General features: G+C 65.9%; 13 protein-coding genes, 1 tRNA gene and 1 pseudogene. 3 read left to right on the top strand and 12 right to left on the bottom strand.

What is annotated here, in order from left to right; genetic code table 11:
- Positions 1 to 17 precede the first annotated feature (17 nt).
- Complete coding sequence (locus tag AB0T83_RS01860; protein WP_366191032.1) at positions 18 to 767, bottom strand: RNA methyltransferase; 750 nt, start codon at positions 765 to 767, stop codon at positions 18 to 20.
- Positions 768 to 868: 101 nt separating this feature from the next.
- On the opposite strand from AB0T83_RS01860, the gene AB0T83_RS01855 reads away from it, so the two are divergent.
- Positions 869 to 1,489 (top strand): thiamine phosphate synthase, encoded by a 621-nt coding sequence (locus tag AB0T83_RS01855; RefSeq protein WP_366191031.1) that lies wholly within the window; start codon positions 869 to 871, stop codon positions 1,487 to 1,489.
- A gap of 120 nt (positions 1,490 to 1,609) precedes the next feature.
- Here the strand turns inward: AB0T83_RS01855 and olsA are convergent, their stop codons facing one another.
- The 3 genes from olsA to AB0T83_RS01840 all read right to left on the bottom strand — a co-directional run bounded on the left by olsA (position 1,610) and on the right by AB0T83_RS01840 (position 3,511).
- Entirely contained in the window at positions 1,610 to 2,449 is an 840-nt protein-coding gene (gene olsA, locus AB0T83_RS01850) for a lyso-ornithine lipid O-acyltransferase (RefSeq protein ID WP_435891131.1), read from the bottom strand.
- Positions 2,442 to 3,224 carry an L-ornithine N(alpha)-acyltransferase gene (gene olsB / locus AB0T83_RS01845; RefSeq protein WP_366191029.1) on the bottom strand — a complete coding sequence of 261 codons (783 nt, stop codon included), beginning with the start codon at positions 3,222 to 3,224 and terminating at the stop codon, positions 2,442 to 2,444. The genes olsA and olsB overlap by 8 nt, the downstream gene beginning before the upstream one ends.
- Positions 3,225 to 3,337: 113 nt before the next feature.
- Entirely contained in the window at positions 3,338 to 3,511 is a 174-nt protein-coding gene (locus tag AB0T83_RS01840) for a DUF3553 domain-containing protein (RefSeq protein ID WP_193141572.1), read from the bottom strand.
- A gap of 56 nt (positions 3,512 to 3,567) precedes the next feature.
- Here AB0T83_RS01840 and AB0T83_RS01835 point away from each other — a divergent pair, with 56 nt between their 5' ends.
- A complete protein-coding gene (locus AB0T83_RS01835) occupies positions 3,568 to 4,167 on the top strand; it encodes a histidine phosphotransferase family protein (RefSeq protein WP_366191028.1) in 600 nt (199 codons plus the stop codon).
- A gap of 6 nt (positions 4,168 to 4,173) precedes the next feature.
- Here AB0T83_RS01835 and AB0T83_RS01830 read toward each other — a convergent pair whose 3' ends face one another.
- The 7 genes and pseudogenes from AB0T83_RS01830 to AB0T83_RS01800 all read right to left on the bottom strand — a co-directional run bounded on the left by AB0T83_RS01830 (position 4,174) and on the right by AB0T83_RS01800 (position 10,121).
- On the bottom strand, positions 4,174 to 5,439 hold the full coding sequence (locus AB0T83_RS01830; protein ID WP_366191026.1) for a glutamate-5-semialdehyde dehydrogenase: 1,266 nt from the start codon (positions 5,437 to 5,439) through the stop codon (positions 4,174 to 4,176).
- A gap of 71 nt (positions 5,440 to 5,510) precedes the next feature.
- Positions 5,511 to 6,614, bottom strand: coding sequence for a glutamate 5-kinase (proB, locus tag AB0T83_RS01825; RefSeq protein ID WP_366191024.1), 1,104 nt, complete (start codon positions 6,612 to 6,614; stop codon positions 5,511 to 5,513).
- Positions 6,602 to 7,639: a GTPase ObgE gene (gene obgE / locus AB0T83_RS01820; RefSeq protein ID WP_366191022.1), complete on the bottom strand. Its 1,038-nt coding sequence runs from the start codon at positions 7,637 to 7,639 to the stop codon at positions 6,602 to 6,604. Before obgE ends, proB begins: the two co-directional genes overlap by 13 nt.
- Positions 7,640 to 7,704: 65 nt before the next feature.
- Positions 7,705 to 8,244, bottom strand: coding sequence for a GNAT family N-acetyltransferase (locus AB0T83_RS01815; protein WP_366191021.1), 540 nt, complete (start codon positions 8,242 to 8,244; stop codon positions 7,705 to 7,707).
- A gap of 214 nt (positions 8,245 to 8,458) precedes the next feature.
- Positions 8,459 to 8,728, bottom strand: coding sequence for a 50S ribosomal protein L27 (rpmA, locus tag AB0T83_RS01810; protein ID WP_193141578.1), 270 nt, complete (start codon positions 8,726 to 8,728; stop codon positions 8,459 to 8,461).
- A gap of 19 nt (positions 8,729 to 8,747) precedes the next feature.
- Positions 8,748 to 9,131: pseudogene (gene rplU, locus AB0T83_RS01805) on the bottom strand (50S ribosomal protein L21); the annotation flags it as partial.
- Positions 9,132 to 9,296: 165 nt separating this feature from the next.
- A complete protein-coding gene (locus tag AB0T83_RS01800) occupies positions 9,297 to 10,121 on the bottom strand; it encodes a hypothetical protein (RefSeq protein ID WP_366191020.1) in 825 nt (274 codons plus the stop codon).
- A gap of 121 nt (positions 10,122 to 10,242) precedes the next feature.
- Between AB0T83_RS01800 and AB0T83_RS01795 the strand changes: the two genes are divergently transcribed.
- Positions 10,243 to 10,332: transfer RNA gene (locus tag AB0T83_RS01795), tRNA-Ser, on the top strand.
- A 336-nt stretch (positions 10,333 to 10,668) separates the two neighbouring features.
- Here the strand turns inward: AB0T83_RS01795 and AB0T83_RS01790 are convergent.
- A complete protein-coding gene (locus AB0T83_RS01790; RefSeq protein WP_366191018.1) occupies positions 10,669 to 14,325 on the bottom strand; it encodes a vitamin B12-dependent ribonucleotide reductase in 3,657 nt (1,218 codons plus the stop codon).
- Positions 14,326 to 14,379: the final 54 nt, after the last annotated feature.

The following is a 14,379-nucleotide window of genomic DNA, read 5'->3' as shown; positions in this document are numbered from 1 at the left end:
GCATCAACGGCGCAGGATCAGTCGCCGCGCTCTTTCCAGCGCACCATTTGCCGCATCATCCCGTGCAGGATCTGCACGTCGGCACGGGTCAGCGGCATCCGCGACCACAGGTTGCGCAGGTTGGTTTTCATGTGCTCGGCCTTCTGCGGCGGGAAGAAGAACCCCGCCTGCGCCAGCCGATCCTCGTAATGTTCGGCCAGCTTGTCGGTCTCCAGCGCGGTGGCCCAGTCGCCGCCCGCCAGTTCGACACGAGCATGGTCGATCTCGGCAGTCTGACGGCGCCACTCATAAGCAGTCAGCAACACGCATTGCGCCAGGTTGAGCGAGGCGAACTCCGGGTTCACCGGCACCGAGATGATGGCATTGGCCCGCGCGATATCGTCGTTTTCCAGCCCCGCCCGTTCCGGCCCGAACAGAACCGCCACCTTTCCCCCGGCCTGCGCATGGTCACGCGCCTGCGCCATGGCCTCTTCCGGCGAGAGGATCGGTTTGGTCAGCCCGCGCCCGCGCGCCGTGGTGGCCAGCACAAAGGTGCAACCCTCCACGGCCTCGACGGTGGTCGGGAAATGCCCGGCCTCGTCCAGCAGCCGCCCGGCCCCGCTGGCCAGCGCCACGGCGCGCGGATTGGGCCAGCCGTCGCGAGGTGCCACAAGACGCATCCGGTCCAGCCCGAAATTCCACATGGCACGGGCGGCAGCCCCGATGTTTTCGCCCATCTGCGGGCGCACGAGGACAAAGGCGGGTTGGCGAAGAGGCGTGTCTGACATGGCGCGCGGTCTAGTCCAGCCACGGCGCAAGGGCAATGCCGCACGGGCTTTACCCGCCCCGCGCGGCCCGATAGGAGGGGGCGAAACCCCAAAGGCCCGCCATGACCGATCAAGACCGCCCCCAGATCTATCTTCTGACCCCGGCTCATTTCGACGCCGAAACCTTCGCCGACACGCTGGCCCCGGTGCTGGATGCCGCCGCCATCGCCTGCCTGCGCCTGCGCTTTGCCAGCGATGATGACAGCGAGGTCGCCCGCGCCGCTGATGCGGTCCGCGCCTTGGCGCATGCGCGCGACATCCCGCTGGTCATCGACCGGCACCTTGCGCTGGTCGAACGGCTGGGGCTGGACGGCGTGCATCTGACCGATGGCTCCAAATCGGTGCGCAAGTGCCGCGAGGCGCTTGGCGCCGATCCCATCGTCGGCACCTGGTGCGGTACCTCGCGGCACGACGGCATGTCCGCGGGCGAGGCCGGTGCCGATTACGTCAGCTTCGGCCCGGTGGGCGACACCGCACTCGGCGCCGGCGACAAGGTCGATCCCGAGCTGTTTTCCTGGTGGTCCGAGGTGATCGAACTGCCGATCGTCGCGGAAGGCGCGCTGACCTCCGATTTGGTCCGCGCCTTCGCCCCGATCACCGATTTCTTCGCCTTCGGAGACGAGATCTGGCGCGCCGATGACCCCGCCGCCGCCCTGAAGGCGCTGGACGCCGCCATCGGCTGAGACCAGAAACAGCGGCACACCGCCTCACCGTCCCCCCGGATAGTTCCCAGGCCGGTTCGTGCGGCACCCTCTTTTTCTTGTCTTAAATACTCCCGCCGGAGGCCTGAAATCCCCGCCGCGTCAGCGGTGGGCCAGTGCGGTCTCCACCCCGGCGCGCACCCGTGCCTCGGCGGCCCGCGCCAGCGCCTTGCGGTCGGGATACCCCGCGATGGGCAGCGGGTCGTGATAGATCACCTTCACCCCCCCTTGCCGGCGCAGCGCCAGCACCCGCAGCAGATGCGGCGCGAAATCCATATCGCCCCACCAGCCGTAGAACCGGGGATCGGCATCCTCGGGGGCGGAATAGATCACCGACACCGGCTGGATCGCCAGCGGCACCTCGGGGCTGTCGGCGTCGAAAAAGGCGGCGAACAGGGTCGGTTTGAACGGCAGCACCCGCTGCGCGTCGGTGCTGGTGCCTTCGGGAAAGAACATCAGGTGATGGCCCGCCGCCAGCCGGTCACGAAACAGCTGCCGCTGGGCTGCGGCCTGACGGCGGTCGCGCGCGATGAACACCGTGCCCGTGGCCCGCGCCAGCCAGCCGATCCCGGCCCAGCCGGAGACCTCGGTCTTGGCCACGAAATAGACGCTCTGGCAGGCGTTCAGCGCGAAGATATCCAGCCAGGACCCGTGGTTCGCCACCCCGGCCCCGCGCGCCTGCATTGGCGTGCCCTCGGCCTGAAAGCCCATGCCGAGGATGCGGAAGGCGTTGCGGCAGACGAAGCGGGTGATATGCGGCGTGACCGGACGGTCCAGACCGCAGAGCGGCCGCTCGACCAGCCGCACCAGCAACAGCAGCGCAAGGCATCCGAATACCAGCACCGCCAGCACCAGCCCGCGCAGCAGAACCCGCAGCCCCGCGCCGATACTCCACGGCGCGCCTTGCGGCGGCGGCGTGTCCGTCCAGGTGCCGTCACGCACCGTTCAGCCCCCGGGTATAGATTGCCCGCTGCCGTGCGTTCATCCGCTCGGTATCGAGGATCAGGCAAATGTCGGTGGTGTTGAACGCATGGTCCACGAAAGCGCCGTCCCCGACGAAGCCGCCCAGCCGCAGGTAGCCCTTGATCAGCGAGGGCACCTCGAGCATTGCCGCCACCCGGTCAATACCGCCGTAGGGCACACGGTTGAGGGGTTCGTAGTGGTCGGGCAAGGCCCGGACCCGCAGATCCTCGGGGGCCAGATGGCGGTGGTGCAACAGGGTCAGGGGTGCGGCCAGCGCCTCCAGATCGGTGCCGCGAAAGCTGGCCACGCCGAACAGAACCTCGATCTCGTGATCCAGCGTGTATTCTGCCAGCCCGTTCCAGATGTGAAACATCGCCGGGCCGCCACGATAGTCGGGCCGCAGGCAGGACCGCCCCAGTTCCAGCAGCTTGCGCCCGCCCTCGATCAGCGGCGACAGATCGTATTCCCCGGCGCAGTAATAGCCCCCCGCCGCCCCGGCATTGTCGCTGCGCAACAGACGGTAAGCGCCGACCACGTGATCCAGCCCGCCGTCGTCGCGCTGCCTGTCCACAAGGATCAGATGTTCATAGAAGGGGTCGTGTGCGTCGCGCTCCAGCCTCCGGGCGTGATCGACCAGTGGGCCATCGCCCTTCAATTCGTCCACGAAGACATCATAGCGGCACCGCTGTGCCCCCAGAAGGTCGCGCTCGTCCTGCGCAAGGCGCACCTGGAATCGGTCCGGATCAGCGGTCATATTGGCCTGTCGCCTCGTTTTTCGGGTGTCTATGCGGGCTTGCGGGAGGAGACAAGCGCCGTTGACCGGAAATTGACACACCTAAAGGGAGTGTTAACACTGCCGTGCAAAACCTAGGGGTCAAAGACGATCTCAAGTTCGACGCGTTCGGCGTTGATGACAAGCTTGCCCATGTGCTCGAAATTCACGGTCACCCGTCCGCTCACGTTCGACTGGACCTGGCCCAAGCCCCAGTCTGGATGGTTCGGATGACGGACAAACATGCCCGGTTCAAGCAACGAAATCATCTTGAGGCCCCTCGCTCCAATTCCCCGCTACCTAGAGTATCGAAGGCAGACAGACAATGAACGCGCGTCCGAAAAACCTTGAGGCCCTGCTGGGCTCTCGCATCTGCCACGATCTGATCAGCCCCATCGGCGCCATCGGCAACGGGCTGGAGCTGATGGCCCTGACCCAGGCGGCGGATGGGCCCGAGATGGCGATGATCTCGGAAAGTGTCGCCAGCGCGCAGGCGCGGATCCGGTTCTACCGGGTGGCCTACGGCGCCAATTCCCCGGGCCAGACCCTCGGGCGGCAAGAGGTTGTCGAGATTCTGGCCAGCCTCTACACCGGCAACCGCTTGTCGGTGACCTGGGCTGTCGATGGCGACGTGCCGCGCGATGCCGCCAAGCTGGCCTTCCTGTTGCTGCAATGCCTGGAAACCGCGCTGCCGCGCGGCGGGGCAATTACCGTCTCGGGCGAGGGCGCCGGATGGGCGCTGCGGGCCGAATCGGAAAAACTGCGGATCGAGCCGGATCTCTGGGCGCTGCTGACCGGCGCCGAGCCTGTGGACGAGATTGCCCCTTCACAGATCCAGTTCATCCTCGCGCCGCTGCAAATCGCCGACATGGGACGGCAGCTGAGTGTTGCGCAGGATGACGCCTCGGTCACCCTGCGCTTCTAGGGGCGCTCAGGGGCGCACCGCCCCGTTGCCTTCCACCAGATACTTGAAGCTGGTCAGCTGCTCGGCCCCCACCGGACCGCGCGCGTGCATCTTGCCGGTGGCGATGCCGATCTCGGCGCCCATGCCGAACTCGCCACCATCGGCGAACTGGGTCGAGGCGTTGCGCATCAGGATCGCACTGTCGAGCCCGGCAAAGAACCGCGCTGCCACATCGTCATCGGCGGTGATGATGCAATCGGTGTGGTTCGAGCCGTACTGCCGGATATGCGCAATGGCGCCTTCGACCCCGTCCACCAGCTTGGCCGCGACGATCATGTCGAGGAACTCCTTGCCGAAATCCTCCGCCCCGGCCAGCGATACCCCCGGCACCGCCTGCAATGCACCATCAGCGCGCACATCGACGCCGGCGGCCACGAGATCCTCAAGGAAGGGCGCGCCGGCCGACTCAAACAGCGCCTTGTCCACAAGGATGCATTCGGCCGCCCCGCAGATGCCGGTGCGCCGGGTCTTGGCGTTCAGCACCACCTTGCGGGCGATCTCCATATCCGCCGCCGCATCCACATAGACGTGGCAAATGCCTTCGAGATGGGCAAAGACCGGCACCCGCGCCTCGCGCTGCACCAGCCCCACCAGCCCCTTGCCGCCACGCGGCACGATCACATCGATGAAATTGGTCATCCGCAGCATTTCCGCCACCGCCGCGCGGTCGCGGGTCGGCACCAGTTGCACCGCTTCGGCGGGCAGACCGACCGAGGTGATGCCCTGCACCAGACAGGCATGCAGCGCGCCCGAGCTGTGAAAGCTTTCCGAGCCGCCGCGCAGGATCACCGCGTTGCCGGCCTTCAGGCACAGCGCACCGGCATCCACCGTCACATTGGGGCGGCTTTCGTAGATCACCCCGACCACGCCCAGCGGCGTGCGCACGCGGCGGATGTGCAGCCCGTTGGGGCGGTCCCATTCGGCGATGACCTCGCCCACCGGATCGGCCTGCCCGGCCACGGCGCGCAGACCGGCGGCGATGCCGCGAATGCGGTCCTCGTCCAGCTTCAGCCGGTCCAGCATCGCCGGGCTCAGCCCCTTGTCGCGGCCAAAGGCCATGTCCTTGTCGTTGGCGGCCAGGATCGCGGGGATGGCGGCCTCGATGGCCGCGGCCCCGGCGTTCAGCGCATCGGTCTTGGTCTGTGGAGACGCAACCGCAAGCGCCGCTGCCGCGGCGCGGGCATTGGCGCCCAGCTGGGCCATCACTGCGGGAATATCGGTCAGATCTTTCATGGGTCCCTCCAAGACAGGATATCGACCTAGGACAAAGCGGCGCGCGGCTCAAGCCCCGGGCACAGGCGGTGTCAGACCACCATGTCGTCCCGGTGGAGCAGCACGCCGCGGCCCGGATAGCCCAGCAGCGTCTCGATCTCGCGCGACTGGCAGCCCTTGATCTGGCGGGTCTCGGCGTGGGTATAGCGGGTCAGCCCCTTGCCCAGAACTGCCCCATCGGGGCCGGAAATTTCCACCGGATCACCGCGCCCGAAACTGCCCGCCACCGCCGTGACCCCGGCGGGCAACAGCGACTTGCCCTTGCGCAGCGCCTGAACGGCGCCTGCGTCCACGGTGATGGTGCCGCGCGGCTTCATGGCCGCGATCCAGCGCTTGCGGGCGGCCTGCGGATCTTCCTCGGCCAGGAACCAGCTGCAGCGCGCGCCCTGTTCCAGGGCCCGCAACGGGCGGTCGGCCTCGCCCTTGGCGATGACCATGGCGCAGCCGGCGCCGGTGGCGATCTTCGCGGCCATCAGCTTGGTCACCATGCCGCCGCGCGACAGGCCGGACACGCCCTCGCCCGCCATTGCCTCGATCTCGGGCGAAATGCGGTCGATCACCGGCAGGTGCCGGGCCTGCGGATCCAGCGCCGGGTTCGCGGTATAGAGCCCGTCCACATCCGACAACAGCACCAGCCGGTCGGCGTCCACGGTGGCGGCCACCTGTGCCGCCAGACGGTCGTTGTCGCCAAAGCGGATTTCATCCGTGGCCACGGTGTCGTTTTCATTGACGATGGGCACCACCCCCAGCGACAGAAGCTGGCGCAGGGTGTTGCGCGAGTTCAGATAGCGGCGGCGGTTGGCGCTGTCTTCCAGCGTCACCAGAACCTGCGCGGTGGTGATGCCATGCGATTGCAGCGCATCCTCATAGGCGCGCGCCAGCCGGATCTGGCCCACGGCGGCGGCGGCCTGCGATTGTTCCAGCGGCAGCGCGCCAGCGGGCAGGTTCAGCACCCGCCGTCCCAGCGCGATGGAGCCCGAGGACACCACGATCACATCGGCACCCCGCGCGCGCAGTTCGGCAATGTCCGAGGCCAGCCCGCGCAGCCAGTCGCCGCGCAGCCCGCTGACCTGATCCACCAGCAGCGCCGAGCCGATCTTGACGACGATGCGCCGCCCTTCGCCTAGGGTTGCCACGACGCGTCCTCGTCGGGGCCCTTGCGGATTCGCACCCGGCTGTCGTCGATCTGCGCCCGCAGCGCGCGCAGGACCTCGGTGGTGCCCTGTTTGGCCGCGCCCGACATCTCCATGACCTTGCCGCCGCTGGCCTCTTCCAGGGCCGCGCGCAGATCGTCCCTGTAGTCAGCGTCCATCGCGTCGATCTTGTTCAGCACCGTGACGCGCGGCTTGTCGGCCAGATGGCCGCCATAGGCCTCCAGCTCGTTGATGATGGTGTGATAGTCGCCGATCACATCCTCGGTGGTGCCGTCCACCAGATGCAGCAGAACCGCGCAGCGTTCCACATGACCGAGGAAGCGGTCGCCAAGGCCCCGTCCCTCATGCGCGCCTTCGATCAGGCCGGGAATATCGGCGACGACGAATTCGGTGTTGTCCACGCCGACGATGCCGAGGTTGGGATGCAACGTGGTGAAGGGATAATCCGCGATCTTGGGCCGCGCGTTCGAGGTCGCGGCCAGGAAGGTCGATTTGCCCGCATTGGGCAGACCCAGAAGCCCGGCATCGGCAATCAGCTTCAGGCGCAGCCAGATGGTGCGTTCGACCCCCGGCTGGCCGGGATTGGCGTTGCGCGGCGCCTGGTTGGTGGCGCTCTTGAAATGCAGGTTGCCAAAGCCGCCGTTGCCGCCCTTGGCCAGCACCACGCGCTGGCCCAGTTCGGCCATGTCGGCGATGACGGTTTCCTCGTCCTCGTCCAGCACCTCGGTCCCCGCCGGCACCCGCAGCACGATGGTATCGCCGTTCTTGCCGGTGCGCTGACGGCCCATGCCGCCCTGCCCGCTTTTGGCGAAGAAATGCTGCTGGTAGCGAAAATCGATCAGCGTGTTCAGCCCCTCGACCACTTCGACCACCACGTCGCCGCCCCGGCCGCCGTCGCCGCCATCGGGGCCGCCGTATTCCATGAACTTCTCCCGGCGGAAGCTGACAGCGCCGTTGCCGCCGCTGCCGGAGCGAATGTAGACTTTTGCGAGGTCGAGAAATTTCATGACGTGATCCTTGGAACCGCCCCGGGGCGATAGCGTGAAACGGACGGTCCCTCAAGATCGGCCCGTCAGCGAAGTTTGCGAAGATAGGTCCATGTGGCCACGGTCCGCCCCTGAGCGACGCAGAAGGTCTCGGCATCCCCGATATAGTCGAAACCGGTCTTGGTCAGCAGACGCGCCGAGGCCGGGTTCGACTGAAACACCTCGGCAAAGACGGTCGAGACATTCTGCGGATTGGCCTCCAGCAGACCGGACACCGCTTCTGACGCATAGCCGGTGTTCCACAACGCCGGGGCGACCCAATAGCCGATCTCGGACCGGTCCGGCGACAGGCGCTCCATGGCGATCACGCCCAGAAGCTCGGCCAGACCGGCGGCGGTGCCATCCATGGCCCAGACATCCTCGCTCCGCTCGGGCGAGCGGGCCCGTTCGATGAAGCCCTCGGTGGTGCCCGGTGGCAAAGGATGCGGGATCGAGCGCGTGGATTCCGCCACCCGCTTGTCCCCGGCATACATCGTCAGCAAGCCTTCGTCGGACCGGCGCAGCGGGCGCAGGACCAGACGGTTGGTTTCGATGATCGGCTGGTTGACGATCGCATCATGCAGCATGTCTTTCCTCCCAAAAAGACATCGTGCGGCCCGGACTAACTCCCGAATTGAGCACGTGTCGGCACTAAGATCAGAGGTGGGGCCTCCTCCCGGCCCGGACAAGGGACCGGCGGCCCACCCCCGAGATCGGCTGTCGCAAGCGACAGCCTGAAAAATCGAAGGGGACCGGCATGTCGCCGATCCCCTGAATATCTTGCCAGTAAGGCGGGTCGGCTTATTCGGCGGCCTCGGCCACCGGAAGCACGGAAATGAAGGTACGGCCCTTCAGACCGGTGCGGAACTGCACCTGGCCTTCGTCGGTCGCAAAGATGGTGTGATCCTTGCCCATGCCGACACCTTCGCCCGGCCACCACTTGGTGCCGCGCTGACGCGCGATGATGTTGCCGGGGATGACGGCTTCGCCGCCAAATTTCTTCAGACCAAGGCGACGCCCAGCGGAGTCGCGACCGTTACGGGATGAACCGCCTGCTTTTTTATGTGCCATCTTTCGCTCCTCTTTACTCGGCTGCGGTGGCTTCGGCTGCGGGTGCCGCTGCGGCGCCAACTGCGGCCGTGACGCCGGTGGCATCGCCACCCGCGGCCAGAATCTCGGTGATGCGCAGCAGGGTCAACTGCTGGCGGTGGCCCTTGGTGCGCTGCGACGAGTGCTTCCGGCGGCGCTTGACGAAGTTGATGACCTTGTCACCCTTGATCTGGTCGATCACTTCGGCCTGCACGGCGGCGCCTTCCACGAAGGGGCTGCCAATGGTGGTGGCTTCGCCGCCGACCATCAGAATCTCGTTGAACTGAACCTTGTCGCCAGCCGCGGCGGCCAGCTTTTCAACGCGCAGAACGTCGCCGCTCTGAACCTTGTATTGTTTGCCGCCGGTTTTGATAACCGCAAACATGGGCATTTCCTTTTCATCTCCGCGTCCTGCGGCCCTGCGTCAAAGCAGTGTTGGTGCGGTTACCCGCGCCTGTGGACAGCGCGCCTTTCGGCAGTCGTTGGGGTTTCCGGGCGAACCGGAAGCCGCCGTATCGTTCAGAGCCGCAGGAAAGTCAAGCGTTGCCGGTCAGATATCCTGCGACGACAGGAACAACGACAGCGCCATCCCGGTTTCATAGGAGGTCGACACGAACAGCGCATCGAAGGCCTTGAACAGCGCCACGTTCAGCGCCTGACCCGCCGGGCTTTCGGTGAAGGTCAGATAGGTGTCGAAGTCGGCATCGCTGACCGGCTGATAGGCCAGCCACAGGAAGGCATGGACCCAATCGGTGGTGGACTGGCGGATCTCGGGCTCCTGCACCCAGACCTGCCGCAGGATGTCCTCGTCGCCGGCATTGCCGCCATAGCCCTCCGGGTCGCCATCGCGCATCCCCAGCAGGAAGGCGGCATTGGCGTTCAGAGCGCCCAACACGTTCAGGTCGATCAGATCGTTGGCCTCGATGAAGGTTTCGATGGCATCGACCCGGCCCGCGCCGCTGGCGGCCTCGGTCTCGAAGCGCGACAGGATTGCTGTTTCGATGTCGGGGTCGCGCAGGGCCTGCCGGGCCGAAAGCTCCAGCTGCACCAGATCCTGCCCCGGCGAGGTGGTGAAGAAGGCCAGCGCCGATTCGGCCATCTCGTCGTTCAGCGCCTCGGCGAAGGCATCGCGCATCCGGGGGGACACCTTGTCGGGCGCGTTCAGATCGGCCAGCGTCCGCCGCCAGCCGTCCAGATCCTCGTCACCGGACAGATCGACGGCCAGCTCCGCACCCGATTCCACCGCCTCTTCCTGCAGGACCACCAGAAGTGCGTTCAGTTCCAGCGCATCCAGCACCCGGTCGCTGAGACGCGCAGGCTGGGCCGTCACCGACAGGGGAAACAGCGCGAAGGCCAGGGGGATCAGGAAGCGCATGGGATACTCCGTTTTGACGGCAGGATGCGGCAGCCCGAGAAAAATGACAATGCAACCCGCGCAGAAGTGAAAATGTGGTTGCACCCTTCCCATGCTTTGACTATTCCGCCGGGACCGACACGGAGAGGTGCCGGAGTGGTCGAACGGGGCGGTCTCGAAAACCGTTGTTCCTTTACGGGAACCCAGGGTTCGAATCCCTGTCTCTCCGCCATTTACCCAACATGACCACTCATACGACCTTCGCCCGATCGCGCCGGGTCGCCCCCTCCGATTGCCGTTTTCGCCCTTTGGCCCGCGCCCGGGGGCCAAGCTTTGTGCTGCCACGGAAAAAGGGGCGCCCGAGGGCGCCCCTGAGTTTTGCGGATCCGGCGCATGGTATTTTACTGCCCGGTTTCTGCCTGCGGCCAGATCCGCAACTGGGGCGAGCGCACCCGCCCCGAATGGGTTTGTGGGGTGGGCGCTTCTGACCGGGCGCCCTACCCCTGTCCTGCGGCCCGTTGGCGGGGGAGCACCGCCGAAGGTGGCCCGCCGGGCCAAGCCGGTTGGCTCAGCTACAGCCCGAGGTGCCGCCGCAGGTGTTGCATTTCATGCAGGTGCCGTTGCGCACCAGCGTGTAGTTTCCACAGTCGCCGCAGGGATCGCCCTCGTAGCCCTGGATGCGGGCCTTGGTGCGGGCGTCCATCTGTTCGACGCTTTCCACCGCCGCGACCGAGGTCTGCATGGTCTCGACCGTGGCCACAAGGCTGCCGTCCAGGGCCGTCGCCGTGCTCATCCCGCCCTGCAGCACCACAAGATCCTGCGGCAGGCGCTTGCGCAGATAGCCCGACGAGGAAATCTGCTTGAGCACCTCCAGCGACTTGCTGGCCGCGGTTTCGCTGACCGGCTTCAGGTTCGAGCTGCTTTCGGTCTCGCCGCCGCCCAGATCGTCGAAGGCTGCGCCCTCGGGCTTCACATGGGCCAGGTCGGTGCGATCCAGATAGGACACCGCCAGTTCGCGGAAGATGTAGTCCAGGATCGAGGTGGCGTTCTTGATGCTGTCGTTGCCCTGCACCATGCCCGCCGGTTCGAACTTGGTGAAGGTGAAGGCATCGACGAATTCCTCCAGCGGTACGCCGTATTGCAGGCCCACCGATACGGCGATGGCGAAGTTGTTCATCATCGCCCGGAAGCCTGCGCCTTCCTTGTGCATGTCGATGAAGATCTCGCCCAGGTTGCCGTCGGAATACTCGCCGGTCCGCAGATAGACCTTGTGGCCGCCGACGATGGCCTTCTGGGTATAGCCCTTGCGGCGCTGGGGCATCTTCTCGCGGTGCGAGCGGACGACCTCCTTGACGATCACCTTCTCGACGATCTTCTCGGCCAGCACCTGCGCCTTTTCCTGCGGGGAGCCAGTTTCCAGAACCTCGGCGGCTTCGTCGTCATCCTCGACCAGCGCCGCAGCCAGCGGCTGGCTGAGTTTCGAGCCGTCGCGGTACAGCGCATTGGCCTTCACCCCCAGCGACCAGCTCAGCTCATAGGCCTTCTGGCAATCCTCGATCGTGGCGTCATTGGGCATGTTGATCGTCTTGCTGATCGCGCCCGAGATGAAGCTTTGCGCCGCCGCCATCATGGTGATGTGGCTGTTCACGTTCAGGAACCGCCGGCCCTTCTTGCCGCAGGAGTTGGCGCAATCGAAGATCGGGTAGTGCTTGGGGTCCAGATGCGGCGCGCCTTCCAGCGTCATGGTTCCGCAGACGTGATCGTTGGCGGCCTCGATCTGCTGCCTGCTGAAGCCGAGGCTGGTCAGCATGTCGAAGGTCGGATCGGCCAGTTTCGCCGCCGGGATGCCCAGCACATCGGTGCAGAACTCTTCCCCCAGGGTCCACTGGTTGAACACGAAGCGGATGTCGAAGGCCTGCGGCAGGGCCGCCTCGATCTTGTCGATCTCGGCCGGGCCGAAGCCGTGGCCCAGCAGCGCGGTGTGGTTGATGCCCGGCGCGTTGCCAAGGGTGCCGTGACCGACCGCGTAGCCGATGATTTCCTCGATCTGCGCCGCGCCGTAGCCCAGCCCTTCCAGCGCCGCGGGTACCGACCTGTTGATGATCTTGAAGTAGCCGCCGCCGGCCAGCTTCTTGAACTTAACCAGCGCGAAGTCGGGCTCGATCCCAGTGGTGTCGCAATCCATCACCAGACCGATGGTGCCGGTGGGGGCGATGACGGTGGCCTGCGCGTTGCGATAGCCATGCTGCTCGCCCAGCCGCAGGGCCTCGTCCCAGGCCTGTTCGGCCATGGCCACCAGACGCGGGTCGGGGCAGTTCTTGCCATCCAGCGGCACCGGTTTCACTGCCAGATTGTCATAGCCATCGGTCTTGCCCTTGGCGGCGGTGCGGTGGTTGCGGATCACCCGCAGCATATGCGCGGCATTGGCCGGATAGCCGGGGAACGCGCCCAGCTCGCCCGCCATCTCGGCCGAGGTCGCATAGGCCACCCCGGTCATCACGGCGGTCAGCGCGCCACAGATGGCGCGGCCTTCGTTGCTGTCATAGCCATGGCCCATGGTCATCAGCAGCCCGCCGATGTTGGCATAGCCCAGACCCAGCGTGCGGTAGTCATAGGACCGCTGCGCGATTTCCTTGGACGGGAACTGCGCCATCAGCACCGAGATTTCCAGCGTCACCGTCCACAGCCGCGTGGCGTGGATATAGTCCTCGACCTGGAACTCGCCGTCCTTGAGGAAGGTCAGCAGGTTCATCGACGCCAGGTTGCAGGCGGTGTCGTCCAGGAACATGTACTCGGAACAGGGGTTCGAGCCGCGGATTTCGCCGTCTTCGGGGCAGGTGTGCCAGGCGTTCACGGTGTCATGGAACTGGATGCCGGGATCGGCGCAGGCCCAGGCGGCGTGGCCGATCTGTTCCCACAGGTCGCGCGCCTTGATGGTCTTGGCGACCTTGCCGTCGGTGCGGCGGATCAACTCCCACGCACCATCGTCGCGGACCGCCTGCAGGAAGGCATCGGTCACCCGCACCGAATTGTTGGAGTTCTGGCCCGAAACCGAATTGTAGGCCTCGCTGTCCCAGTCGGTGTCATAGGTCGGAAACTCGATGCTGGCATAGCCCTGCTTGGCATAGTCCAGCACGCGCTTGATGTAGGTCTCGGGAATCGCGGCCTTCTTGGCGGCGCGCACGGCGGTCTTTAGGGCCGCGTTGGTGGCGGGATCGGTGGCGTCGGCCTCTTTCCCGTCCCAATTGCGGATCGCGCCGAAGATGTCGTTCAGCTTGGCTTCATGAGTCTTGGAGCCCGCCACCAGCGAGGCGACCTTCTGTTCCTCGATCACCTTCCAGTTGATGAACTGCTCGATATCCGGATGATCGGCGTCGCAGATCACCATCTTGGCGGCGCGGCGGGTGGTGCCGCCGGACTTGATCGCCCCAGCTGCCCGATCACCGATCTTTAAAAAGCCCATCAGGCCCGAGGATTTGCCGCCGCCCGACAACGATTCGCCCTCGGCGCGCAGCGACGAGAAATTGGTGCCAGTGCCCGAGCCGAACTTGAAAAGCCGCGCTTCGCGCACCCAAAGGTCCATGATGCCGCCGTCGTTCACCAGGTCGTCGGCCACCGACTGGATGAAACAGGCATGCGGCTGCGGATGCTCGTAGGCCGAGGAGGATTTCACCAGCTTGCCGGTCTTGTGATCGACGTAGTAATGCCCCTGGCTGGGACCGTCGATGCCATAGGCCCAGTGCAGCCCGGTGTTGAACCATTGCGGCGAATTCGGTGCCGCCCGCTGAGTGGCCAGCATGTAGCGCATTTCGTCGAAATAGGCGCGGGCATCGGATTCCTTGGTGAAATAGCCGCCCTTCCAGCCCCAATAGGTCCAGGCGCCCGCCAGCCGGTCGAACACCTGCCGGGCCGAGGTTTCGCCGCCGTAACGTTCCTCCTCGGGCAGATCCTTCAGCGCCTTCTCATCGGGGACCGACCGCCACAGGAACTCGGGCACCCCCTTTTCGCGCACCTTCTTCAGCCGCGCCGCGACACCGGCCTTGCGGAAATACTTCTGCGCCAGCACATCCGAGGCAACCTGGCTCCAGGAACTCGGCACCTCCATCGCGTCCAGCGCGAAGACCGTACTGCCGTCCGGGTTGCGGATTTCCGACGAGGTGGTGGTGAAAGCCAGGTCCGCATATGCGTCTGCGCCGTCCCGGGTAAATGTGCGTTCGATTCTCATGTCGCGTCCCTGCAGGTCGTTCCGGTGGTCGGGGTGCCGGCCTGCAAACGGCCC

Source organism: Meridianimarinicoccus marinus, assembly GCF_040689105.1.
GTDB classification, from domain to species: Bacteria; Pseudomonadota; Alphaproteobacteria; order Rhodobacterales; family Rhodobacteraceae; genus Meridianimarinicoccus; species Meridianimarinicoccus marinus.
This window is presented reverse-complemented; position numbering and strand designations above follow the sequence as displayed.

Excerpts from the sequence above, each read along its gene's own strand:
- olsB (WP_366191029.1), bottom strand. The coding sequence starts at position 3,224 with ATGACCGCTGATCCGGACCGATTCCAGGTGCGCCTTGCGCAGGACGAG.
- AB0T83_RS01815 (WP_366191021.1), bottom strand. The coding sequence starts at position 8,244 with ATGCTGCATGATGCGATCGTCAACCAGCCGATCATCGAAACCAACCGT.
- obgE (WP_366191022.1), bottom strand. The coding sequence starts at position 7,639 with ATGAAATTTCTCGACCTCGCAAAAGTCTACATTCGCTCCGGCAGCGGC.
- AB0T83_RS01835 (WP_366191028.1), top strand. The coding sequence starts at position 3,568 with ATGAACGCGCGTCCGAAAAACCTTGAGGCCCTGCTGGGCTCTCGCATC.
- AB0T83_RS01790 (WP_366191018.1), bottom strand. The coding sequence starts at position 14,325 with ATGAGAATCGAACGCACATTTACCCGGGACGGCGCAGACGCATATGCG.
- AB0T83_RS01830 (WP_366191026.1), bottom strand. The coding sequence starts at position 5,439 with ATGAAAGATCTGACCGATATTCCCGCAGTGATGGCCCAGCTGGGCGCC.
- AB0T83_RS01855 (WP_366191031.1), top strand. The coding sequence starts at position 869 with ATGACCGATCAAGACCGCCCCCAGATCTATCTTCTGACCCCGGCTCAT.
- rpmA (WP_193141578.1), bottom strand. The coding sequence starts at position 8,728 with ATGGCACATAAAAAAGCAGGCGGTTCATCCCGTAACGGTCGCGACTCC.
- AB0T83_RS01860 (WP_366191032.1), bottom strand. The coding sequence starts at position 767 with ATGTCAGACACGCCTCTTCGCCAACCCGCCTTTGTCCTCGTGCGCCCG.
- AB0T83_RS01800 (WP_366191020.1), bottom strand. The coding sequence starts at position 10,121 with ATGCGCTTCCTGATCCCCCTGGCCTTCGCGCTGTTTCCCCTGTCGGTG.
- AB0T83_RS01840 (WP_193141572.1), bottom strand. The coding sequence starts at position 3,511 with ATGATTTCGTTGCTTGAACCGGGCATGTTTGTCCGTCATCCGAACCAT.